The organism is Sphingorhabdus sp., from assembly GCF_023910635.1.
Taxonomy (GTDB): Bacteria; Pseudomonadota; Alphaproteobacteria; order Sphingomonadales; family Sphingomonadaceae; genus Sphingorhabdus_B.
The window spans coordinates 64,959-87,351 of record NZ_JAAVVZ010000001.1 but is presented as its reverse complement, the minus strand read 5'-3'; the positions used below and the strand labels follow the sequence as shown (position 1 = coordinate 87,351).

The following is a 22,393-nucleotide window of genomic DNA, read 5'->3' as shown; positions in this document are numbered from 1 at the left end:
GGCTTCACATAATCAAGCAGCCGCTGATAATGCGTAATCAGCAACACGGCTTTGTCGGGCTTGCGCATGATGCGGTTGATGCCGTCGCCGACGATGCGCAATGCGTCGATGTCGAGGCCGCTGTCGGTTTCATCGAGGATTGCCAGCGCCGGGTCGATGATGCCCATTTGGACCATCTCGTTGCGCTTCTTCTCGCCGCCGGAAAAGCCAACATTTACCGAGCGTTTGAGCATGTCCATATCCATGCCAAGCGCGCCCGCTTGCTCGCGCGCTACTTTCAGGAATTCTGCGCCGGATAAAGGTGCCTCACCACGGTTCTTGCGCTGCGCATTCAATGCCTCACGCAAGAATTGGACGTTCGACACGCCGGGGATTTCGACGGGATATTGGAAACCCAAAAACAAGCCAGCGGCGGCGCGCTCATGCGGTTCGAGGTCAAGGAGGTCGAAGCCCCTCCCCTTCAGGGGAGGGGTTGGGGTGGGGTCTTTCGGGGTGGCGCTTATCGGGGAGGCCCCACCCCCGTCCCCTCCCCTGAAGGGGAGGGGGGAAGAAGGTGTAAAGGTTACTGAACCCTCAGTCACCTCATAACCGGGCCTTCCAGCCAGCACATAACCCAGCGTCGATTTGCCAGCGCCGTTCGGCCCCATGATCGCATGGATTTCGCCCGCGTTAATCGACAGTGTGAGGCCCTTAAGAATAGGCTTGTCGCCAACATTGGCGTGGAGGTTTTCAACAATTAGCATTGAGTCGCGCCTTTGGCTTTCATGCACCTTATAAAATCACGTGTTTCCCGTTCTAGTTGAACGGGATAAAGAACAGCTTTCTGAAAAGCTCGATCAACCGCAGCTAGCTGTCGTTTGATCTGGGCGTCTTGTTCATCCGAAGATATTTGATCAATCTCACGTGAGAACTCGATCAATGCTAATTCTGAGACAATCCTAGCTTTGCCGCACTCCTCAGTTCTTGACTTGAGAAATGCTGGCCGGTCTCTCTCTTTTTTCGGCAGGCCAGCGATTGTTTCATCTGGATAACGGGTACCATACAAGCAATGCACATACATCATGCTCTTCTCAGCACGCTCGGTCCTAACTCGTCTCATATCGGCATCATTCGGTGATGAAGCCGCCAATAGCGTAAGTGAAAAAAACACGATCACCCCACACTCCCCTCAAGGCTAATCCCCAACGACTGCTGCGCCTCCTCAAGCCCCTCCCCTTCAGGGGAGGGGTTGGGGTGGGGTCTCTCGTAACGATCCGGCATTTCGGCCAGCAGCGCCAATAGCCCCTCGCACACTCCTTCGAGATTGTGCATGATTTCGGAATTGGAAACGCGAAACACGCGGAAACCCATTTCATTTAGCTTGGTATCCCGCCAAGCATCTTTCGCGGGTTCGGCATGCGTGTGGCCATCGACTTCAACGACCAATCCCTTTTGCGGACACATGAAGTCGGCGATGAAAGGTCCGATGACCGACTGCCGACGGAATTTGTGGCCGCCGAGTTGTGAACGCGACAGCGCGCGCCATAGCCGCTTTTCCGGCGCGGTTGGCTCGCGGCGCATATCCGTGGCGTAACCGCCCAACTGCTGTATGCGCTCGGCGGAGAGACCCCACCCCCGGCCCCTCCCCTGAAGGGGAGGGGAGTTTGTTTGTTTTGCCTGATCGTGAAGTCTCCAGTTCATCCTATGCCCCCTTCCCACTATTCCCACACATGTCTTCAAGCCCCTCCCCTTCAGGGGAGGGGTTGGGGTGGGGTCTCTCGACATAACGCGTATCTAAGCGGCCCCACCCGCGCGGGGATGGCGCTTGGTTCTGTTTTGCATAATCGTTGAGTGTCAATTGCGTCACCCCACGCTCCCCTCAAGCGAAATCCCCAACAACTTCTGCGCCTCCACCGCGAATTCCATGGGCAGTTGCTGCAACACTTCCTTGGCGAAACCGTTGACGATCAGCGCCACTGCTTCCTCGGCGTTCAGGCCGCGGGCCATCGCGTAGAACATTTGGTCGTCGGAAATCTTGCTTGTCGTCGCCTCATGTTCAATCTGTGCGCTTGGGTTGCGCACTTCGATATAGGGCACGGTGTGTGCGCCGCTTAAGGACCCCAACAGCAGTGAATCGCATTGCGTGAAGTTGCGCACGCCTTCGGCATTGGGTGCGACGCGGACCAAGCCGCGATAGGTGTTGTTGCTGTGGCCGGCGCTGATGCCCTTGCTGACAATGGTTGAGCGGCTGCCCTTGCCATTGTGGATCATCTTGGTGCCGGTGTCGGCTTGCTGATAATTGTTCGTCACCGCGACCGAGTAAAATTCGCCCACGGAATTCTCGCCATTCAAAACGCAGCTTGGATATTTCCACGTCACCGCGCTGCCGGTTTCGACCTGAGTCCAACTCACCTTGCTATTGCGGCCTTGGCACAACGCCCGCTTGGTGACGAAATTATAGATGCCGCCCTTGCCCTCGGCATCGCCGGGGTACCAATTTTGCACCGTCGAATATTTAATCTCGGCATCGTCGAGCGCGACGAGTTCGACAACAGCGGCGTGCAATTGGTTTTCGTCGCGCATCGGCGCGGTGCAGCCTTCGAGATAGCTGACATAGCTACCCTTGTCGGCGATAATCAACGTGCGTTCAAACTGGCCGGTATTCTCCGCATTAATCCGGAAATAGGTGCTCAGCTCCATCGGGCAACGCACGCCTTCGGGGATGTAGACAAATGTCCCATCGGAAAAGACCGCGCAGTTCAATGTTGCGAAATAATTGTCGTGCATCGGCACAATCTTGCCGAGCCATTTCTTCACCAGCTCCGGATATTCCTTAATCGCCTCCGATATGCTGCGGAAGATGACGCCAGCGCGTTCCAGTTCGGCGCGGAAAGTGGTGGCGACCGAGACGCTGTCGAAAACGGCGTCTACCGCGACGCGGCGTGCACCTTCGACGCCGGCCAGCACTTCTTGCTCTGCAATCGGGATACCAAGCTTTTCATATATGCGCAGGATTTCGGGATCTACCTCATCCAGCGAACCAAGCTTTGGCTTGGCCTTTGGCTCGGCGTAATAATATGCATCCTGATAATCGATGGGCGGCACGTTGAGCTTGGCCCAATCGGGCGGCGTCATGGTTTTCCAGTTGGCAAACGCCTTCAACCGCCATTCGAGCATCCATTCGGGCTCGTTCTTTTTTGCGGAGATGAAGCGGACGGTATCCTCGGTCAGGCCCTTGGGCGCGAAGTCGGTTTCGATGTCCGACGACCAGCCATGCTCATAATCCGCGACGCGATCTGCGGCATCCCAAGCGGCCTTATCCTTGAAGTCCATGTCATCGCTCATCGCGTTAATCCCGCCAAATTGATTTGTGCCAACGCACCGCGCACCGCATTATTGACCACTGGCCATTGCCCCTGGACGTTGCAACTGCCTTCCTTGGCACAATGCTGACCCATCGCATGTTTGTGGGAATCGCAACATATGGTCAGCGCGATCGGGCCTTCGACAGCTTCAATGATGTCGGCAAGGGTGATCGCGGCCGCAGGACGGGCAAGCGTGATGCCGCCGCCCGTGCCACGGGCCGACCGCAACAGGCCCGCCTTTGTCAATATGCTCACCAGCTTTTGTGCTGTCGGCAAGGCCAAGCCGGTTTCCGCAGCAAGGTCGGTCGCCGACACGCGCGCAGAGCCGCAATGGCGCGAAGCTGCGCTCATGATCACCACTGCATAATCGGCCATATTCGACAAACGCATGTTGCGTCCCCTAATCAGATAAATTTACTCCGATTAGGGGCAGATGGTCCCTTTGACTGTGGAAATCAAGCCAGAAAGGATTCAATATTGCAGAATTGGCCAATGCCGCCTTGAGCAGGGATATCAGGTGCCCCAGCGCAGCAGGTCGAATATCGCTAAGTTGTTCTTAATTGCATCGGCGGCTGACGACATAATCCTCTAACGTCTGGGCCTCTTCGGTATTGAAACGCAAACCCAGCTTACTGCGCCGCCACAATATATCCTCGGCGGATTGTGCCCATTCGTGATCAACGAGATAGTCCGCCTCAACCGCATAAAGGCCATGTCCAAAATCCGTGCCCAAATCGGCAAGAGCGCTGACGTTTGATAAGAAAGAACGGGTCTTTGTTCCATAGCTCCGCACCCAACGGTGAACGAGTGCGGCGGGCAAATAGGCATGCTCCCGCTGAATATCCAAAGCGAGGTGATGGGCACCATCAATTGGAAAGTCCCCGCCTGGCAAGGACTGACGCAATGTCCAGCTTTCGCCTTTAAGTACAGCCAAGTGCCTTGAAAGCCGCTCGACTGCACTCTCGGCCAGATGCCGATAGGTGGTTATCTTGCCACCGAAGACCGAGAGGATAGGCGCCGTTTCGTCCGCATCGACATCCAGTTCGAAATGATATCCGCGCGATGCTGTTTCAGGTTTGCCTGAGCCATCATCGACCAACGGCCGGACACCTGCAAAGCTGTACAGCACGTCCGCAGCCGTGATGACTTGCTTAAAATAAGCGCCAGCAGACGCGCAGATATACGCAATCTCTTCTGCCGTCGCGTGAATGTCATCCAGCGAACCCTGATGATCGGCATCCGTCGTCCCTATGAGGGTGAAGTCATCCTCATAGGGGATAGCGAAAAATATGCGGCCGTCGGGGTTTTGACAGAAATAGGCTTGCGGTGTGTCAAACATCTTGCGGACCACGATATGCGATCCTCTGACCAAGCGGATCGTGCCACCTGATGACCGGTCATGCCCTGTCGTGCGTGCCAGTAAGTCCAGCACCGCTGGCCCCGCGGCGTTGGCAACCGCGCGGGCAAGGACGCGTTCTTGCCCTGCAATTTGTATATGCCACAATCCGTCGTGACGCTCGAGATGCGTGACTTCGGCACGGGTGCGAATATCTGCCTTATGTTCAGCGGCGTCCATCGCGTTTAACACGACCAAGCGTGCGTCATCGACCCAGCAGTCCGAATATTCAAACGCCTTCACAAATTCGGGCCTAAGCGGTTTGCCCGCAGGCTCGGTTTTCAAATTGACCGTCCGCGTTGCGGGCAGCAATTTCCGGCCACCAATATGATCGTACAAAAACAAGCCAAGCCGCACGAGCCATGCAGGACGAATCCCTTTTTGATGCGGCAAAATGAAGCGCAGCGGCCATATGATATGCGGCGCAATCGCCCACAACCGCTCACGCTCAATTAAGGATTCGCGCACCAATGCAAATTCATAATGTTCAAGATAGCGCAGCCCGCCATGGATGAGCTTTGTCGAGGCTGACGATGTGCCCCGCGCCAAATCCCCGCGTTCAAGCAGGATGACTTTCGCGCCTCTACCAGCAGCGTCCCGTGCGATGCCTGCACCATTGATGCCGCCGCCTATGACGGCCAAGTCATAGATTGTCTGGTTCATAAAAACGCCCATGCAAATGCAGCCGCGGCCACAAAGGCGGTAAGGGTCGCCAACATCACGGGAAGCAGCGCCCTCCATCCTTGGGTAAGCAACAGATCAAGCCGAGACCGCATAGCGGTGGCCGTTACCGCAAACAACAGCATCGCCTTTGACGCAATCAAGCCATATTCCGCCACCCAGTCGGGCGCGTCAACGACGGAATTTACGGCAACGGCGACAAAGAAGGCGATGATGAACCACGGCAATTTGAGTTTGGAAGCCAGGCTTTTGGAGCGTCCATCGCTTGATCCGATGGCAAGCCCGACAAGCGCTACGGCGGGCGCGAGAAGCGCGACGCGGGACAATTTCACGATAGTTGCTGTCTCACCTGCCGATTGGGAGAAGCTATAGCCGCCACCCAAGGATTGCGCGACGTCATGCACCGCAGCACCCATCAAGAAGCCAGCTTGCTTATCCGTGAAATCGAGCTGCGCGGCAATGAGTGGGTAGAATGACATGGCGACCGCGCTTGCCAAGGCTACGCCAACGAGAATAAGCGTAAACTGCGACTGGTTCAGGCGCTCGCGTCCAATGACCGCGTAAATCGCCAAGGCTGCGGACGCGCCGCAAATGGCGGTCGCGCCGCCAGCTAACCAGCCTGCGTAGCGGCTTTGCCCGCCAAGCCGCGCGCCTAAAAGTCCAGCTCCTATGACCAAAGACATGATGCCAATCAGCCCCAAAAATGCGAGCACACCAAGTCCGCCAATTTGCATTGCGGTGACTTGTGTGCCCAACAATACGATGCCCCAGCGCAGGCAGGACGTGCCGCAGAAATCAAGCCCGGGATGCACCTTTTGTTCTGCCGACACAAAATTGAGCGCAAGGCCAAGCAACAAACCCGCCAGGATGACGGGCATGCCGTAATGTTCGGAAAACCAAGTTGCGGCGACTGAGGCAATACCGACGACCGCAAGTCCCGGAAACAGGGCGCTGATCAACAAACGTTTGGCGCGCGCAGGATTATCCTCTGCGAGGTAGGTTTCGCCATAGAGGTCAGCGATGTAATTCGCGTTTATGTCTTGCGGTGTCATATCGCCTTCTATAGGCAAGTCGGCGAGGAGTTCCAGCATAAAGCGGGATGCGCTATCGACCGAGCGGAGACAATGATGCAGTTTGGTGAAGCGACATGAAGCCAATCACGCCGGCGCTGCGCTGGACGCTGTTTGGGCTGCTGTGTGTCGCCGGCATTTTCAATGCCATGGACCGGCCAGTCATCGCGATCCTGAAGCCCGACATTTCGGTTGACCTTGGTTGGACTGATACCGATTTTGCCAATCTCGCCTTTGTAACGCAGGTCGCAGCAGCGCTGTCTTTCCTGTTCACTGGATGGCTGGTTGATAGAATTGGCGTGCTGCGTTCAATGATAGCTGGCGTAACGACGTGGAGCCTTGCGGCGATGGCGCATGGCTGGGCAATTGCTGGCTGGCAAGTAGTGGCTGCGCGCATTGGCCTTGGTGCGACAGAAGCGGTGCAGACGCCGCTGACGATAAAAACTGTCGCCACGCTTTTCTCACCCGACAAGCGCTCGTTCGCGTTTGGTGTAGGTACCGCGATTGCGGGGCTTGGCACTATCACCATGCCGTTTTTCATCCCCGTGATCGCCGCTATCTGGGGATGGCGCGGCGCGCTCATCTTTGGCGGGGTCGGCGGTTTTATAACACTGGCACTTTGGTTGTGGTTTGCGCGCGGGGTGAAGTTTGACGATAAGGCCGAAGACGCCAATCGTGACTTTGCCGATGATGGTGCGCCTTATGGCCCGATATTGATGGAACGGCGTACCTGGGCAATCGTGATTGCCAAAATGTTGTCCGACGCGACTTGGTGGCTTATCAATTTCTGGCTGCCGGATTTCTATCGCAAGGAATTTGGCCTGACGACAAGCGAGCTGGCAATTCCGCTGGCGATTGCCTTTTTCGGGTCGGGGGCAGGCGCATTGTTCGCAGGCTGGTTATCAACACGGCTTTTGGAGGCGGGATGGAGCGTCAACCGCGTGCGCAAGACGATCATGTTCGGGTCGGCTGCGATTGTGGTACCCTTGCCCTTCGTTCTCACGTTGGACTCATTCTGGCCCGTGGCGATCATGATGGGCGTGGTGATGGCGGGGCATCAGGGTTTTTCGTTGTCGATATTCTCGATCATCACCGACGTCGTGCCGCGCGGCAAGGTTGGGCGCGTTACCGCTTTTGGCGCATTTATGGGCAATATGGGCGGTGCCTTGATCCAGCTCGTGACAGGTGCCGTCTTGGCTGCGGGGTTGGGTTTTACGCCCGTGTTTATCTTTGCAGCGGCGTCCTACATGCTCGCTCTGGCTTGGTTGCATTGGTTGCTGCCGAACATTCAGCGTGCCGAGGCAGGCGCCGTATCGGCCGCATAGAGCAACACCCTTCTTGTGACGCCCTGGCGCGCCACAAGAAGTCTCTAGGCCACAGACTCATTATGTCTCAACCAGATCCGGATTGATGCGAGTTGGACAGAGGCGAGATAATTATCGTCTCTTTGATCGTATCGCGTGGCAACTGCTCTGAAATGCTTGAGTTTATTAAAGAAGCGCTCGACGAGGTTGCGTTGCTTATAGAGGAAGTGACTAAATGCCGGTTTGATCACGCGTTGCGGCATGGCGCGGATATTGGCCCTGGCACCGCGCGCCTCCATTTCGGCGCGCAACGCATCGGAGTCATAAGCCCGGTCGGCGAGCAGGATATCCCCTTTGCCGACGGTATCGAACATGTCTGCTGCACTGCGACCATCGGCGGCTTGCCCTTCGGTCAGCTTGAGCATGATCGGCATGCCCATCGCATCGACCAGTGCATGTATCTTGGTGGTCAGGCCGCCACGCGAGTGACCCATGCAACGGGATCGCTGGTCTTTTTTTTACCATTGGCTCCATGTTGATGAACCCGGATCGAAGACGAGTCGATCATCTGGATATTGCCTTCGTAAGCCACGGAAACTGCATCCAATATATGCTTCCACACACCGGCTCTGCGCCAGCGGTTGAACCGGTTCACACAGGTCGTATACGGACCGTATCGCGCCGGAATATCCGCCCAAGGCGCGCCAGTGCGTAACCGCCAGAATATCCCGTTCAAAACCCGCCGATCATCAACCCGCTTCACGCCACGCACCTTGGTCGGCAACAAAGGCTGGATCACCAACCACTCGAAATCTGTCAAATCAAACCGTGCCATCAGCTTCTCCCTTCCAGAAAAAGCATTGAATCAGATATCAATCACTTTGGGAATCCAATTTATGAGTATGTGACCTAGCACTACTTTGGCACTTTCTCATTATTGATGAATTTTCGGCAATGCGGGCATAGTGTTGGCGGCGGTTGGGCGAGAGCGTTAAGGATGGCTTGGCGCACTGCTGGCAGGCTGGGTTGTGGCGGAGGTCCGGAGATTCTTTTTTTCCCCTTTGGCCTGTTTGAGCCGCCGGGATTGGAGGAAGGCGAGCGCGATCATGCACATGAGGCAGTGCCGGTGCAGTCCTTGCCATGACCGCCCTTCGAAGTGATCAAGGCCAAGCTCTTCCTTAAGCTGCTGATGGGCCTGTTCACAAACCCATCGTGCCTTGATGGCCCCGGCAAGTTGCTTGATCGGGGTATCGGCAGGCAGGTTCGAGAGATAATATTTGCGTTCGCCGGTCGAACGATGTTCACCGATCACCCAGACCTCCTCACCGGGCAGATGCTGTGCCCCCATATCGTGGATGCGCTGAGTTGGCCCGTCGGCGACGCGCACCCGCACGGCGGCAAATCGAGCGGAAAGCCGTCCTTTGGTTCCCTTGCGCCAGCTGACCGTCCGCCAATTTGCAGCTTCCAGCATGGCTTTTGCCGTCACAGACTTCACGTCCGGGATATGGCGCTCGCGTGGCCTTCCCCTTCCTGATACAGGAAAGATCATGGTGACGTCGGCTGGATAGACCTTCTGTTTGTAAGGGATGCCCACGGCCCATGTTAGCCCACGCTCAGAAAGGCCCTGCCGGAACGGCGCGGACAGACCATATCCGGCATCAGCCAGCACACAGCCGAAGCGGACATCTGCTTGCCGAGCCCGGTCGATCTCTTCAAGGGCAATCTCGGGCTTGGTCCGGTAATCGCGGCGCGCTTCTGGCACTTTGGCGCGGTCAAGCCGTGCCAGATCACTGGTCCATATCTCGGGCAGGAACAGCCGCAAGCCTATCATCACCGGCACCTCCCGCCGCGCCAGTGTCAGCGATACCAGTGTCTGGCAGTTGGACGTCTTGCCCAGCGTCGAAGCATATTGCGGCGCAACCCCCACCGAATGCGTTCCCTTCTTGGGCAAAGACGTGTCATCGATGATCAACCAAGCATCGTCCCCGCCGATTTGCGCGTCCGCTTCTGTCAGTAAAGCTGTCTCCAATGGGGCCGCATCCCAGACGCCGCTCGAAACGAAATGGTGCAACTGGTCGTAGCTCGCACCCCCGCTACGGGCCGCCATGGGCTGAACACTCTTGCGATCCCCGGGCCCGATCAAACCAGCCACATACGATGGACACATCCGCCCCCGCGTCTTGTGCCGAAGCGCCGCAACAAACGGCTCTAGCCAAGCCTCAAGATCATCCCGCCAATCACCAACCATCGCCAGCCTCCATAAGCTAGCTCCCTATGAATCACCGATCCTACAAAAAGGGAATCCCCTAAATTACAAATCTGCCAAAGTAGTGCTAGGGTCAGGACCTATTAAATCCACCTTCGCGGCGCCAAAATGGCTTCGATCTCGATACAAAATGCCCTTGCAGGCAGAATTACTGCCTGCGGCGGCCATTTTGCTTCGATATCTTGGCCATTTTGACGCCGCGAAGGTGGATTTAATAGGTCCTGACCCTAGCTTATGCCGGCTTTGCCAGACCTTCGGTCTCAACCAATTCCTGCAGTTCGCCAGCGTCGTACATTTCCATCATGATGTCGGAACCGCCCAGAAACTCGCCCTTAACGTAAAGCTGCGGGATTGTTGGCCAATCGCTATAATCCTTAATACCAGCACGGATTTCCATGTCTTGCAGCACATCTACGCTTTCATAAGCGACGTTGAGATGGTCTAGAATGGCTATCGCCTTGCTCGAAAAGCCGCATTGCGGAAACAGCGGACTGCCCTTCATAAACAGAACAACATTATTGCCTTTGACGATCTCTTCGATCCGTTCGTGAACGCTCATCCAAAATACTCCAAAAATTTTTAATTCTGAGGAATGGCTGTCGTGAGCTGCAAGGCATGCAAAATGCCGCCCATCCGTCCGTCCAGCGCATCATAAACCGCCTTATGCTGTTTTACGCGGGGTAGCCCGCGAAAGCTCTCGCTCACTACGCGCGCAGCATAATGGTTGCCGTCACCTGCAAGGTCAGTAATTTCCACCAATGCATCAGGCAAAGCGGCCTTAATCATGCCTTCAATTTCGTCTGCCTGCATTGCCATTATGCGGACTCGATAAACTGGCGGCGCGCTTCGACCATCTTGTCTTCAAGCGCGGTGCGAATCATGGCATCGTCAATTTCAACGCCTGCCGACGTCAAATCACCCAGCAGCTTGCGCACCACATCTTCGTCGCCAGCTTCTTCAAAGTCCGCTTGCACCACGGAAGTGGCGTAAGCCGTGGTTTCTTCTGGCGTAAGACCCATTTTTTCGGCGGCCCACTGCCCAAGCAGCTTGTTCCGGCGGGCGGCTATTTTGAATTGCGTCTCTGCGTCATGCGCAAACTTGTTTTCAAAAGCGGTCTCGCGGTTGTCGAAACTTGTCATGTTACAGTTCCTATCTGTTGCCTGCCTAAGATAATGGCTTTGCGTTCAATCAACAAGGCTGATGCACGTCAAATGTGCACTACCAGCTTCCCCACTGCCGCACGGTCACCAAGTCGGGCAATCGCGGTCCCGGCATCGGCCAGTGCGAACGTCTCCGAAATACGTGGCTTGATTTTGCCTGCGGCATAGAGATCGAACAATTCCGCAATGTTGGCGTGGTTCTTTTGCGGCGTGCGTGCGGCAAAGGCACCCCAAAAGACGCCGCAAACGTCGCAGCTTTTCAGCAATGTTAGGTTCAACGGTAGCTTGGCGATGCCGGCGGGGAAGCCAACGACCAGAAACTTGCCTTCCCATGCAATGGCGCGCACCGCAGGCTCGCTATAATCTCCGCCGACAGTGTCATAGATGATGTTGAAGCCATCGCGGCCGGCTGCGGCCTTGAACATTTCGGCCACGGCCTTGGATTGGTCCTTATCGAACGGCTGATGCGGGTAAACCACAACTTCATCGGCACCAGCCTCACGCGCGATGTCCGCCTTTGCCTGGCTGGAAACACCTGCAACCACCCGGCCGCCATAAGCCTTGGCCAACTCAATTGCCGAAATGCCGATACCGCCAGCCCCGCCAAGGACTAAGACATTATCGCCAGCCTTCATATGACCGCGATCCTTGAGCGCATGAATCGATGTGCCATATGTCATCAGCAACGACGCACCATCGTCAAAAGACATGGCGTCCGGCATTTTGAAGCAGTTGAACGCTGCGACCGCGACCTTTTCGGTCAGCCCGCCATTGCCGCAAAGGCCTATCACGCGGTCGCCAATGGCAAATCCGCTGACGCCATCGCCAATCGCTTCGACGACACCGGCGATTTCGCCGCCGGGCGCAAAGGGGCGTTCTGGTTTGAACTGATACAGGTCGACAATCATCAACGTGTCGGGGAAGTTGATCGAACACGCCTTTACCGCAACGACGACTTGGCCGGGGCCAACAACCGGCTCAGGCAATTCGCCCATAACGAGCGTGTCGGGGCCGCCGCTGGCGGTTGATAATAAAGCGCGCATTTGTCTCTCCTAGGCTTGGTTGGGCGAAAGCCAGGGCTGGCTTGCCGATATCTTGTTTTCATAAGCCGAGATGGCGTCGCTGCTTTTGAGCGTAAGGCCGATTTCATCGACGCCGTTTATCAGGCAATGTTTGCGGAAGGGGTCAATTTCAAATGCAAATCGATCTTGAAACGGCGTCGTTACGGTCTGCGTTTCGAGATCAATGTGGATATCATCGGTTTTTGCCACTTCCATGAGGCGATCAATGGCGTCCTGCGGCAGGACGATGGCCAGCAGGCCGTTTTTAAACGCATTGCCGGAAAATATGTCGGAGAAGCTGGGCGCGATGACCGCCGAGATGCCGAGATCAGCCATAGCCCAAGCGGCATGTTCGCGGCTTGACCCGCAACCGAAATTGTCACCGGCAATCAATATTGGCGCGCCTGCATACGCCGGATCATCAAACACATTGCCCGCCACGCCGCGCAAAGTTTGAAACGCGCCTTTGCCAAGCCCAGACCGGCTTATGGTTTTGAGCCATACGGCCGGAATGATAATGTCGGTGTCGACATTTTTCAGCCCAAGCGGATAGGCCTTGCCCTTAACGCTGCTGATAGGCTGCATGCGTTTAATCCGTTTCCGTTTTTGGTTGATTTTGGCTGATTGGCTCGACTTCGGGTTCCGGGGACATAGGTTCAAGCTTCCCCTTTTTCTGGGTCAGACTGCGTCGTCCGGCATATAATAATGCGGCCATCAACGCAGCTGATCCTACGGCTGCGCCAACTTTTGCTGTGGTCGACCATTTGTCGTCGCCATCGGATTTTTTATCGGTCATATGTCTCTTCCTGGATGGGCTGAACCTTAGCTTTGGCTTCTGTGGCAAGTAAAGAGAATAGCTTATCTTTGCGCAAGGTTGAACCCGCAACTGCACATGGCGGCGTTATATGTCAGTCCATCAACGTGCGCACATCGGTAAGCTTTCCTGTGACCGCAGCCGCAGCAGCCATAGCCGGGCTGACCAAATGCGTGCGGGCACCCGGGCCCTGCCGTCCGACAAAATTGCGGTTGCTGGTGGATGCACAACGCTCTCCGGCAGGCACCTTGTCCGGGTTCATGCCCAAGCAGGCCGAACAACCCGGCTCACGCCATTCGAGGCCCGCATCTGTAAAAATTCGGTCAAGCCCTTCGGCTTCTGCCATTTGCTTCACAAGGCCGCTGCCGGGCACGACGATTGCCCATTTGATGTTATCCGCCTTTTTGCGGCCTTTAAGCACGGCGGCAGCAGCGCGCAGATCTTCAATGCGGCTGTTGGTGCAACTGCCGATGAAGATATTTTCCACCGATATGTCGGTCATTGGCGTGCCGGGTGTCAGGCCCATATATTCCAGCGACTTTTTGGCAGCCTCTTGCTTGGATGGATCGGCAAAGGTCGACGGATCGGGCACGACGCCCGTGATTGGCAACACGTCCTCCGGGCTCGTGCCCCAAGTGACGCTGGGCGCGATGTCGGCGGCGTTGATGGTTGCGACCTTGTCATAGGTTGCGCCTGCATCGGTGGCGAGTGAGCGCCAATAGGCCACAGCTGCGTCCCAATCGTCGCCCTTGGGGGCCATCGGGCGACCCTTGAGATAGGCAAAAGTTACATCGTCAGGCGCGACTAAGCCAGCGCGCGCGCCATGTTCGATTGCCATATTCGAAATGGTCAAGCGGCCCTCAATGCTCAGCGCGCGAATGACGGATCCTGTATATTCAATGACATGGCCCGTCCCGCCCGACGCGCCCAGCACGCCTGTGATATGCAAGACAACGTCCTTTGCCGAGACGCCAGGGCCAAGTTCGCCCTCAACGCGGACTTCCATCGACTTGGACTGGCTGAGCTGAAGTGTTTGGGTGGCCAATACATGCTCAACCTCTGACGTGCCAATGCCAAAGGCCAGCGCGCCCAGCCCGCCATGACACGCGGTATGGCTATCGCCGCAGACAATTGTCGTTCCGGGCAAGGAAAAACCTTGTTCCGGACCGACGACGTGGACGATACCCTGCTTAACATCGGTGGCGTCAATATAAGCGATGCCGAACTCCGGCGCGTTACGTTCTAGTGCTTCCAATTGCTGCGCGCTTTCGGGGTCAGCAATCGGGATATCGTTGCCGTTGGCATCCAAGCGCGCCGTAGTCGGCAGATTGTGATCCGGCACCGCCAAAGTCAGGTCTGGCCGCCGCACACGGCGTCCGGCAACGCGAAGGCCTTCAAAGGCCTGCGGGCTAGTGACTTCGTGGACAAGGTGACGGTCGATAAAGATAAGGCAGGTCCCGTCGTCGCGTTGCTCCACGACATGGGCGTTCCAGATTTTTTGGTACAGAGTTTGCGGTGTGGACATCATAAAAAAGCCATAGAAGCGATTGCAGCGAAATCAAGTGAGGCAGCGTTGCTTGCACTTCAAAATTGAAAACTTTGCGTCTACTAAGGATGCTATGAGCATTTTTAGCATCATCCTTATCGTGCTTACGACCGTCTTCGTCATGGAATGGGTGGCTTGGTCCAGCCATAAATATATCATGCATGGCTGGGGTTGGGGCTGGCACCGTGACCATCATGAGCCGCACGAAAATGCGCTGGAGAAGAATGATTTGTATGGCATCGTTGGCGCGGTCACCAGCGTTTCGTTGTTTGCAATCGGCAGCCCTTTGGTGCTTGGCAACGACGCATGGGAACCGGCGACATGGATCGGCCTTGGCGTCATGTTTTATGGCATCATTTATACGGTCGTCCACGATGGCCTCGTGCATCAACGCTATTTCAGATATGTCCCGCGCAGCGGCTATGCGAAACGCTTGGTGCAGGCGCATAAGCTGCACCATGCCACCATTGGTAAGGAAGGCGGGGTGAGCTTTGGCTTCGTCTTCGCGCGCGACCCCGCCAAGCTCAAGGCTGATCTGAAAAAACAGCGCGCGGCCGGGACTGCGATTGTCCGCGACGCCGCTATTTAGGGTCAGGACCACTTAAATCCACCTTCGCGGCGTCAAAATGGTCTCAAACCGCGAAGGTGGATTTAAGTGGTCCTGACCCTAAGCCTCTGGCTTAAGCCAAATCCAACCAAGGCAAAGCACGGCTGCGCCCACGGGCACAAGCGACCATGGCAACGCCAAAGCCGCAAAGCCGATGGCGATACTGACACCAAATGCGATGGTCGCCGACCATTTTCCGCGCCGGCTAATGGCACCCTTTTCCCGCCACGCAAAAAGATGAGGTCCAAATTTCGGGTGGTTCAACAGCCGCGCCTCCAGCGCCGGGCTACTGCGCGCGAAACAATATGCCGCCAAGATCATGAACGGCACCGTCGGCAGCAAAGGCAGGGCAATGCCGACCGTGCCAAGGGCCACGGCCAGCAGGCCAGCGCATAGATAAAGCTGCTGCTTTATCAATATTGGTGAACTGCTTTGGTCACATAATAGCTATCAAGCCCTTCGGGACCGCCCTCGCTGCCAAAGCCCGATTCTTTCACGCCGCCAAAGGGCGCGTCGGGCATCGAGATCATAAAGCTGTTGAGGCCAACCATCCCTGTATCCAGCGCGTCGGCGACGAGGTTCGCCTGGCGTGCATTTTCGGTGAAAGCATAAGCGGCAAGGCCAAAGGGCAGGCGGTTTGCCTGTTCTACCGCTTCGTCAAAGGTCTTAAATGGCCGCATTAATGCAACGGGGCCGAAGGGTTCATCGTCCATGACCTTTGCCGACATTGGCACGTCGGACAACACCGTTGGCGCGAAGAAAAAGCCTTGGTTGCCTCGTGATCCGCCGGTCAGCAGCTTTGCACCCTTTGACGTCGCATCCTCAACCAACGCCGCGATTGCCGATGGCCGCCGCCCGTTGGCCAATGGCCCCATGACCGTTCCAGCATCGAGGCCATTGCCGACCTGAACCTTTTTTGTATGCGCGGCAAAGCCAGCTACGAAGCGATCATAGACGCCCTCTTGCACATAAAAACGTGTGGGCGAAATGCACACTTGGCCCGCGTTCCGAAACTTGGTGGTGGCGGACAAGGTGATGGCTTTTTCAAGGTCGCAATCGTCGAAAATAAGCACTGGCGCATGGCCGCCCAACTCCATCGTGGTCCGCTTCACGCCATCTGCCGCAAGCTTCAGCAGATGTTTGCCGACGGGGACTGATCCCGTGAAGCTGACCTTGCGGATGATAGGGGAAGCAATCAAATGGCGGCTGACCATGTCGGGTACGCCATAGACCAATTGCGCGACATTACCCGGCACGCCGCCATCGATGACGCATTGCATGATCGCGCTCGTGCTTGCGGGTGTTTCTTCGGGCGGCTTGGCGATAATGGAGCATCCTGCGGCCAATGCAGCCGCCATTTTCTTGCACATCAGGTTCACCGGGAAGTTCCATGGTGAAAATGCGGCCACTGGCCCGACGGGTTGTTTCAAAACTAGCGCCCGCTGCCCCGTTGGTCGCACAAGTACGCGTCCGTAGCTGCGTTTGGCTTCCTCGGCGAAATAGTCGAATTGCGCGGCACAGGACAGCACCTCAGTGCGCGCTTCGGCCAGCGGCTTGCCCTGTTCGGTCGTTAGCATGACCGCGATTGGTTCTGCACGTTCGCGAATATGGTCAGCGACCTTATGCAAGATCGCCGCGCGGGCATTCACGTCCACGCCTCGCCAATGCGCAAAGCCCTTTGCCGTGGCGGCAAGTGCCTCATCAAGGTCCGCAGCCGTCGCCAACGGTAATTCTGCCAACGCCTCACCCGTGGCCGGATTGATGACCGAATGCGTATCGCGGCCTTCGCCGGCGCGCCAGCTACCGTCAATATATAAGCCCAAATCAGTGGAATAGCTCATCGGATTTCCTGCAAATTTATTATGCTTTGCTTGTAGGCGTCAGGTGACGGCTTTGGAACCCCTTGCAAGCCGCAATAGCCAGAAAACCGGAAAACCTGCGAGCAATAAGGCAATGCCCCAGAGCAATGCTTCGGAGCCTGCGCCATATATCGTCCAGCAGGAATATATAGCGGCAAGTGCGAGGATAAGCTTAAATCCGGCGCTAACCTTCAACACACCCGTCTGGATGAGTCGGAACGCGGCGGCCGCGCAACCGAAATACATGACCAGCACGATGGCCGTGGTCAACAATATGAGAAATTCAAACATGGATGCCATCGTCCGGCTGCTGTTCATCAGGATTACGAGCGTCAACAGGCTGGTGGAGAACAGATGCGCATTGCGCGGCGTGCCATTGGCGGCGGCCTTGGCCATGAATGCTGGAAACAAGCCATCGCGCGCTAAAGCGGCGGGTAATTCTGCCTGACACATGATCCATCCGTTCAATGCGCCAAGCGCGCTGATTGCTCCAATGGCAGCGATAGCGGTGCCAGCGTTGGTGCCCGCATAGACGCTCACAAAATCGGCAAATGGCGCAGCAGAGGCGCTGGTGATCGCCACAGGCAACATCAGGACGACGGCTGAGCAGACCAATATGTAAATGCCGCCGGCACCAGCGGTTCCGAATAAAGTGGCACGGCTGATGGTGCGTTCAGGGTCTTGCACCTTGTCTGCGGGTACCGTGGCCAGTTCAAGGCCAAGCATTGCCCAGAGGGTCAAAATAGTGGCCGTCGAAATGCTTGCCGTCGAAATGTCTGCCAGTTCGAAGCTGCGGACAACGCCGGTGCCCTGAATCGTCAATATGTAAGCCGCAAGGCCAATAACTGCGATGAGCGGGAGCAGCTTCGCAATCGTCCAGACGACCTGAACTTGTCCTGCCAATTTGGTGCCGCGAATGTTGATCAGCGTGAAAGCCCATACGATGGCTATGGTGACGGCGGCGGACACGCCGTGGGTGCCGACGACGGGGAACAACTGGCTAAGATAGCTGACCGCTGCTGTTGCTATGGCGGCATTGCCGACCCACATTGATATCCAATAGGCCCATGCAATCGCAAAGCCTGCACCATCGCCGAAAGCTGCCTTTGTATAAGCATAAGGCCCGCCAGCCTTGGGCAACGCCTTGCTCAGCGCGCCAAAGACTGTTGCGACGCATAATGCGCCCGATACGGTAATCACCCATCCAATAACGGAATTCCACCCCAAGGGGGCAAGGCTTGTCGGAAGCAGGAATACGCCCGACCCGATCATGCTGCCCATGACCAAAGCAAGCGCCATCCAGAACCCCATGGGCCGTGTCGTTGCGGCTGTATCTTGCGTCACTTAAGTCCCCCTTGTTTCATGCACGCTGGCATGGAACGGGGGCAAAAGCCAAGCTTTGTTTAGGTTGCTGCTTAGTGCGCGAGCAAAACTGGGATGCCAAGCTCGCCAAGCATGAACCGCGTCACGCCGCCAAACAAGGTCTCACGCCACCGTCCATGTCCATAAGCGCCCATGACGAGGAGGTCGGGTGCCCATGCCTTCGTCTCTGCCAAAAGCCTTTCCTCGACGCTCTTATCGCCTTTTGCGGCAACTGCGATTTCGGCATTGATGCCGTGGCGCGACAAATATGTCGCCGCGTCGGTGACTGGGAATTGCTCCGGCACCATTTCGATCTCCGATATGCGGACAACCGATGCAGCTTGCAGCAATGGCAATGCTGCACGCAATGCGTTGGCGGCTTCAAAACCGCCATCATATGCGACCATGACACGGTCGAAGGAAAGAGGCGCGGCTTTTGTAGGGATTGCCAGAACCGGGGTGCGCGATGCGGTCACCACATCGCTAATCCAAGCGCGGGTAGCGCTTGCCGCGCCCGCCGCATCCAGCGACATGACCAAGACATCCGCCAATCGCCCAGCGTTGATTAGCGCGTCTGACGTCGTGCCATCAAACATTTGCCAGTCCCAAGGCACATCCTCTGCCTTCAACCGCGCATCGATCCGCGTGCACAGCTTTTCGCGTTCGTTTTCTGCTGCTTCAAAAGCCTCGGCGACGAAATGCGCGCCGCCGAACATGTCGAACGCGACATAATCCTGCGTCGGCCGCGGCAATATGAGCGACATATGCCCATGGAAACGCCGTGCAAGGTCAAGTCCCGCCTGCAATCTGCTTTCAAAGGCGTCGTCCCCGCCTGCATGTACCATGATAGATTTCATCGTCATTTCCTTACCTCACGGCCGGTATTGATGCGCCGGTCTCACAGGAGTTATTCTGAACATAAACGCTGAAAAGTAATTGATGGACATCAAATATAGCAAAAAACTTTCAAAGCATGGGATAATATGTCAGCAATAACGTATGAATGATGGAAGATCGACTTTAACGAATTTGGAGGTGCGGTCTGCGCGCGCTGCGGATGCGGAAGCCATTGCCCGCATCTATGCGCATCATGTGCAGCATGGCACCGCCAGCTTTGATGCTATTGCCCGCACACCATTGCAAACCGAAGAGAAGATCCGCGACATATTGTCCAAGGGATGGCCGTTCATCGTGGCGGAGCGTGCTGAAACGATCATGGGCTATGCCTATGTGACCGCGTTTCGGGACCGACCGGCTTATGGCTACACCTGCGAAGATTCGATCTATGTCGATCCTGATTGTGTGGGGCAGGGCGTGGGCGTGCAATTGATGCGCGCTTTAATGGAGCAAGCAAGCGATTGCGGCTTTCGCCAGATGATGGCTGTCATTGGCGGCGGCGAACCCGCCTCGGTTGCTTTGCACCGTAAGATGGGGTTCACCGATGCCGGACGTATGCGTAACGTCGGGCGCAAATTCGGTCGCTGGCTTGACACAGTATACATGCAAGCGGAATTGGGTGAGGGAGACCGATCAGCGCCAGCGCGAGAGCCTGCCTAATCGATAAAACGATGCGTGCGCGCGTGTCGTGCCTAAAGGAGAGAGAAAATATGGCTGAGTTTGCATTGGTCGCCGATGGGCTTCGTTTCCCCGAGGGACCCGTGGTCATGCCCGACGGCAGCGTCATATTGGTGGAGATCGCGCAAGGACAAATCACGCGCGTGCGCCCCGATGGCAGAAAATCCGTCATCGCCAAGCCCGGCGGTGGACCAAATGGCCTGGCGATGGGGCCGGATGGTAAGCTCTATTGCTGCAACAATGGTGGGTTCGAATATATCGAAGCCAATGGCTTTCTTGCGCCGCACGGCATCGCGAACGATTATTCAGGTGGCCGGATTGAACGCATCGATATCGAAACCGGCAAGGTCGAAATATTGTATAAATCGGGCGACTTCGGATGCAGCCTGCGTGGGCCGAACGACATCGTGTTCGACGCACATGGCGGGTTCTGGTTCACCGATCATGGCAAGATTGATTATGCAAAACGTAGTCATGATGTCGTCGGCATTTTCTATGCCAAGGCCGATGGCAGCCATTTGGAAGAAGTCATCTTCCCGTCAAACAACCCCAACGGCGTTGGCTTGTCCCCCGATGGCGGCACGCTCTACGCCGCCGAAACCTACACCTGCCGATTGATGAAGTTCAACATCACCGCGCCCGGTAAGGTCGCTGGCGATGCTGGCCCCGGTGGCCCAGGCATTCCGGTTTACCGCCCTGCGGGATATAAATTCTTTGACAGCCTTGGCATGGAGGCCAATGGCAATATCTGCGTCGCGACCATTGGCGAATGCGGGATCAGCGTCATTTCACCGACGGGCGATCTGGTCGAATTTGTGGGCACCGATGATATTTTTACAACCAACATTGCCTTTGGCGGCGATGATATGATGGACGCCTATATCTGTCTGTCGGGCAGCGGGCGCCTCGTTAAAACCAGATGGGCGCGGCCTGGACTGAAGCTTCAATATTAGGGCCTGACCCTAGAACTGGGAACCGGTATATGCCACGGCACAAGGAAGCGCACCTCATTGACCGCATCGGCTGGTTGCGGGCGTCGGTCCTTGGGGCGAATGACGGCATTGTGTCGACGGCTAGCCTGATTGTCGGCGTGGCCGCCGCGCAAGCGACGCCAGCAACAATATTGCTGACGGGGATTGCGGGACTGGTTGCCGGTGCAATGTCGATGGCGGCCGGCGAATATGTGTCGGTCAGCTCGCAAGCGGATACCGAAAGTGCGGACCGAGTGCGGGAGGAGAATGAGCTGGCGACGATTCCTGAAAAGGAACGCGAGGAGCTAGTGGGCATTTATGAAGCGCGGGGTCTCGATCGCGCGCTCGCAGAGCAGGTGGCGGACAAGCTCACGGCGCACGACGCGCTGACGACGCATTTGCGCGACGAATTGGGTATGGCCACACACACCGCCGCACGACCAGTGCAGGCGGCTTTGGCGTCGGCTGCGGCCTTTGCCATCGGCGCATCCTTGCCCTTGGCGATGGTTCCGCTGTCTCCAACTCCGTATCTCACATGGGCTGTGTCGATAGCAGCATTGCTGTTCCTCGCTGTTTTGGGTGCTATTGGGGCCAAAGCTGGCGGCGCACCAATGGGCAGGGCTGTGATGCGCGTTACCTTCTGGGGTGCGATTGCGATGGCGGCTACCGCTGCTATTGGCGCGTTGTTCGGCACCACGGTCGCCTAAGGAAAAACATGACGTTCAATACAGTTCTTTTCGATTTTGGCGGCGTCATTACGACATCGCCTTTTGAGGCATTCAACCGCATGGAGGCAAAGCGCGGTCTGCCTAAGGATTTCGTCCGCAGCGTGAATGCGCGCAACCCCAATGATAATGCATGGGCGAAGTTTGAACGGGCAGAGTGCAATATAGCGGAGTTTGACGCGTTGTTCGCCGCCGAAGCGTTGGCATTGGGGCAAAAGCTTGATGGCGCTTCGGTTATTGCCTGCCTATCGGGTGACATCCGCCCGGATATGGTGGCCGCGCTGGATCTGTTAAAGTCCAAGGGCTTTGCGCTTGGGTGCATCACCAACAATGTGCCGTCTGGCAAAGGCGCTGGCATGGCCGGGAGTGATGAGAAAGCCGCGACTATCTGTGCGGTCATGGAACGGTTCGACCATATCATTGAATCGAGCAAAGCAGGGGTGCGCAAACCAGACCCGCGTATTTATGCGATGATGTGTGCGGCCCTTGCGGCCCAGCCATCGCAATGCATCTATCTGGATGACCTTGGCATCAACTGCAAACCGGCTGCCGCAATGGGGATGGCGGCAATTAAAGTCACAAGCGGTGATCAAGCTTTGCAGGATTTAGGCGCGCTATTGGCGTTGACCTTCACGCCACTTAGGGTCTAGGT

Annotated in this window: 26 protein-coding genes; 6 read left to right on the top strand and 20 right to left on the bottom strand. The window is 56.5% G+C overall.

Features of this window, described 5'->3' with window-relative positions; translation table 11 throughout:
• The 7 genes from HEQ34_RS00405 to HEQ34_RS00375 all read right to left on the bottom strand — a co-directional run.
• Window positions 1-743, bottom strand: a 743-nt coding sequence (locus tag HEQ34_RS00405; RefSeq protein WP_296195911.1) for an ATP-binding cassette domain-containing protein, incomplete at its 3' end; no start/stop codon positions are given.
• Entirely contained in the window at window positions 737-1,156 is a 420-nt protein-coding gene (locus HEQ34_RS00400; protein WP_296195909.1) for a hypothetical protein, read from the bottom strand. The genes HEQ34_RS00405 and HEQ34_RS00400, both read right to left, overlap by 7 nt.
• Window positions 1,153-1,560 (bottom strand): endonuclease domain-containing protein, encoded by a 408-nt coding sequence (locus HEQ34_RS00395; RefSeq protein ID WP_296195907.1) that lies wholly within the window; start codon window positions 1,558-1,560, stop codon window positions 1,153-1,155. The genes HEQ34_RS00400 and HEQ34_RS00395 overlap by 4 nt, the downstream gene beginning before the upstream one ends.
• 282 nt (window positions 1,561-1,842) lie before the next feature.
• Window positions 1,843-3,324 (bottom strand): Fe-S cluster assembly protein SufB, encoded by a 1,482-nt coding sequence (gene sufB / locus HEQ34_RS00390; protein WP_296195905.1) that lies wholly within the window; start codon window positions 3,322-3,324, stop codon window positions 1,843-1,845.
• The gene (locus tag HEQ34_RS00385) at window positions 3,321-3,734 is read right to left on the bottom strand and encodes an SUF system Fe-S cluster assembly regulator (protein WP_296195902.1); all 414 of its coding nucleotides are present in this window, start codon (window positions 3,732-3,734) and stop codon (window positions 3,321-3,323) included. Before HEQ34_RS00385 ends, sufB begins: the two co-directional genes overlap by 4 nt.
• A 166-nt stretch (window positions 3,735-3,900) precedes the next feature.
• Window positions 3,901-5,403: a glycerol-3-phosphate dehydrogenase gene (glpD, locus tag HEQ34_RS00380; RefSeq protein WP_296195901.1), complete on the bottom strand. Its 1,503-nt coding sequence runs from the start codon at window positions 5,401-5,403 to the stop codon at window positions 3,901-3,903.
• Complete coding sequence (locus tag HEQ34_RS00375) at window positions 5,400-6,473, bottom strand: putative sulfate exporter family transporter (RefSeq protein ID WP_296195899.1); 1,074 nt, start codon at window positions 6,471-6,473, stop codon at window positions 5,400-5,402. The genes glpD and HEQ34_RS00375 overlap by 4 nt, the downstream gene beginning before the upstream one ends.
• A 95-nt stretch (window positions 6,474-6,568) precedes the next feature.
• On the opposite strand from HEQ34_RS00375, the gene HEQ34_RS00370 reads away from it, so the two are divergent.
• A complete protein-coding gene (locus tag HEQ34_RS00370) occupies window positions 6,569-7,816 on the top strand; it encodes an MFS transporter (protein ID WP_296195896.1) in 1,248 nt (415 codons plus the stop codon).
• Between the two features lie 44 nt (window positions 7,817-7,860).
• Here HEQ34_RS00370 and HEQ34_RS00365 read toward each other — a convergent pair.
• The 9 genes from HEQ34_RS00365 to leuC form a co-directional block, all read right to left on the bottom strand.
• Window positions 7,861-8,630 (bottom strand): IS5 family transposase gene (locus HEQ34_RS00365; RefSeq protein WP_296195893.1). Its coding sequence is split into 2 segments (ribosomal slippage): window positions 7,861-8,313 and window positions 8,316-8,630, totalling 768 coding nucleotides; the frame shifts between segments, so codons are not numbered across the junction.
• A gap of 156 nt (window positions 8,631-8,786) precedes the next feature.
• Window positions 8,787-10,043 (bottom strand): IS701 family transposase, encoded by a 1,257-nt coding sequence (locus HEQ34_RS00360; RefSeq protein ID WP_296195891.1) that lies wholly within the window; start codon window positions 10,041-10,043, stop codon window positions 8,787-8,789.
• 250 nt (window positions 10,044-10,293) lie between these two features.
• Complete coding sequence (gene grxD / locus HEQ34_RS00355) at window positions 10,294-10,620, bottom strand: Grx4 family monothiol glutaredoxin (protein ID WP_296195889.1); 327 nt, start codon at window positions 10,618-10,620, stop codon at window positions 10,294-10,296.
• Window positions 10,621-10,640: 20 nt separating this feature from the next.
• Window positions 10,641-10,877, bottom strand: a complete 237-nt coding sequence (locus tag HEQ34_RS00350) for a BolA family transcriptional regulator (RefSeq protein WP_296195887.1) — start codon at window positions 10,875-10,877, stop codon at window positions 10,641-10,643.
• Window positions 10,877-11,200 carry a DUF1476 domain-containing protein gene (locus tag HEQ34_RS00345; RefSeq protein ID WP_296195885.1) on the bottom strand — a complete coding sequence of 108 codons (324 nt, stop codon included), beginning with the start codon at window positions 11,198-11,200 and terminating at the stop codon, window positions 10,877-10,879. The genes HEQ34_RS00350 and HEQ34_RS00345 overlap by 1 nt, the downstream gene beginning before the upstream one ends.
• A 68-nt stretch (window positions 11,201-11,268) precedes the next feature.
• On the bottom strand, window positions 11,269-12,264 hold the full coding sequence (locus tag HEQ34_RS00340) for an NADPH:quinone oxidoreductase family protein (RefSeq protein WP_296195884.1): 996 nt from the start codon (window positions 12,262-12,264) through the stop codon (window positions 11,269-11,271).
• A gap of 9 nt (window positions 12,265-12,273) precedes the next feature.
• Window positions 12,274-12,867, bottom strand: coding sequence for a 3-isopropylmalate dehydratase small subunit (leuD, locus tag HEQ34_RS00335; RefSeq protein ID WP_295444333.1), 594 nt, complete (start codon window positions 12,865-12,867; stop codon window positions 12,274-12,276).
• A gap of 4 nt (window positions 12,868-12,871) precedes the next feature.
• The gene (locus HEQ34_RS00330) at window positions 12,872-13,078 is read right to left on the bottom strand and encodes an isopropylmalate isomerase (protein ID WP_296195880.1); all 207 of its coding nucleotides are present in this window, start codon (window positions 13,076-13,078) and stop codon (window positions 12,872-12,874) included.
• A gap of 112 nt (window positions 13,079-13,190) precedes the next feature.
• A complete protein-coding gene (leuC, locus tag HEQ34_RS00325) occupies window positions 13,191-14,621 on the bottom strand; it encodes a 3-isopropylmalate dehydratase large subunit (protein WP_296195921.1) in 1,431 nt (476 codons plus the stop codon).
• A gap of 94 nt (window positions 14,622-14,715) precedes the next feature.
• Between leuC and HEQ34_RS00320 the strand changes: the two genes are divergently transcribed.
• Window positions 14,716-15,231 carry a sterol desaturase family protein gene (locus HEQ34_RS00320; RefSeq protein WP_296195875.1) on the top strand — a complete coding sequence of 172 codons (516 nt, stop codon included), beginning with the start codon at window positions 14,716-14,718 and terminating at the stop codon, window positions 15,229-15,231.
• A gap of 78 nt (window positions 15,232-15,309) precedes the next feature.
• Here the strand turns inward: HEQ34_RS00320 and HEQ34_RS00315 are convergent, their stop codons facing one another.
• The 4 genes from HEQ34_RS00315 to HEQ34_RS00300 all read right to left on the bottom strand — a co-directional run bounded on the left by HEQ34_RS00315 (window position 15,310) and on the right by HEQ34_RS00300 (window position 19,327).
• Window positions 15,310-15,663, bottom strand: a complete 354-nt coding sequence (locus tag HEQ34_RS00315; protein WP_296195918.1) for a YbaN family protein — start codon at window positions 15,661-15,663, stop codon at window positions 15,310-15,312.
• Window positions 15,663-17,090 carry an NAD-dependent succinate-semialdehyde dehydrogenase gene (locus HEQ34_RS00310; protein ID WP_296195874.1) on the bottom strand — a complete coding sequence of 476 codons (1,428 nt, stop codon included), beginning with the start codon at window positions 17,088-17,090 and terminating at the stop codon, window positions 15,663-15,665. Before HEQ34_RS00310 ends, HEQ34_RS00315 begins: the two co-directional genes overlap by 1 nt.
• A 39-nt stretch (window positions 17,091-17,129) precedes the next feature.
• Window positions 17,130-18,452, bottom strand: a complete 1,323-nt coding sequence (locus HEQ34_RS00305; RefSeq protein ID WP_296195872.1) for an amino acid permease — start codon at window positions 18,450-18,452, stop codon at window positions 17,130-17,132.
• Between the two features lie 71 nt (window positions 18,453-18,523).
• Window positions 18,524-19,327 carry a universal stress protein gene (locus tag HEQ34_RS00300; RefSeq protein ID WP_296195869.1) on the bottom strand — a complete coding sequence of 268 codons (804 nt, stop codon included), beginning with the start codon at window positions 19,325-19,327 and terminating at the stop codon, window positions 18,524-18,526.
• A 142-nt stretch (window positions 19,328-19,469) separates the two neighbouring features.
• Here HEQ34_RS00300 and HEQ34_RS00295 point away from each other — a divergent pair, with 142 nt between their 5' ends.
• The 4 genes from HEQ34_RS00295 to HEQ34_RS00280 are packed head-to-tail and all read left to right on the top strand — an operon-like array spanning window position 19,470 to window position 22,391.
• Entirely contained in the window at window positions 19,470-20,027 is a 558-nt protein-coding gene (locus HEQ34_RS00295; RefSeq protein WP_296195866.1) for a GNAT family N-acetyltransferase, read from the top strand.
• Window positions 20,028-20,077: 50 nt separating this feature from the next.
• Complete coding sequence (locus HEQ34_RS00290) at window positions 20,078-20,998, top strand: SMP-30/gluconolactonase/LRE family protein (protein WP_296195864.1); 921 nt, start codon at window positions 20,078-20,080, stop codon at window positions 20,996-20,998.
• A 29-nt stretch (window positions 20,999-21,027) separates the two neighbouring features.
• Window positions 21,028-21,723 carry a VIT family protein gene (locus tag HEQ34_RS00285; RefSeq protein WP_296195863.1) on the top strand — a complete coding sequence of 232 codons (696 nt, stop codon included), beginning with the start codon at window positions 21,028-21,030 and terminating at the stop codon, window positions 21,721-21,723.
• A gap of 8 nt (window positions 21,724-21,731) precedes the next feature.
• Complete coding sequence (locus HEQ34_RS00280; RefSeq protein ID WP_296195861.1) at window positions 21,732-22,391, top strand: HAD-IA family hydrolase; 660 nt, start codon at window positions 21,732-21,734, stop codon at window positions 22,389-22,391.
• The last annotated feature ends 2 nt before the right edge of the window (window positions 22,392-22,393 follow it).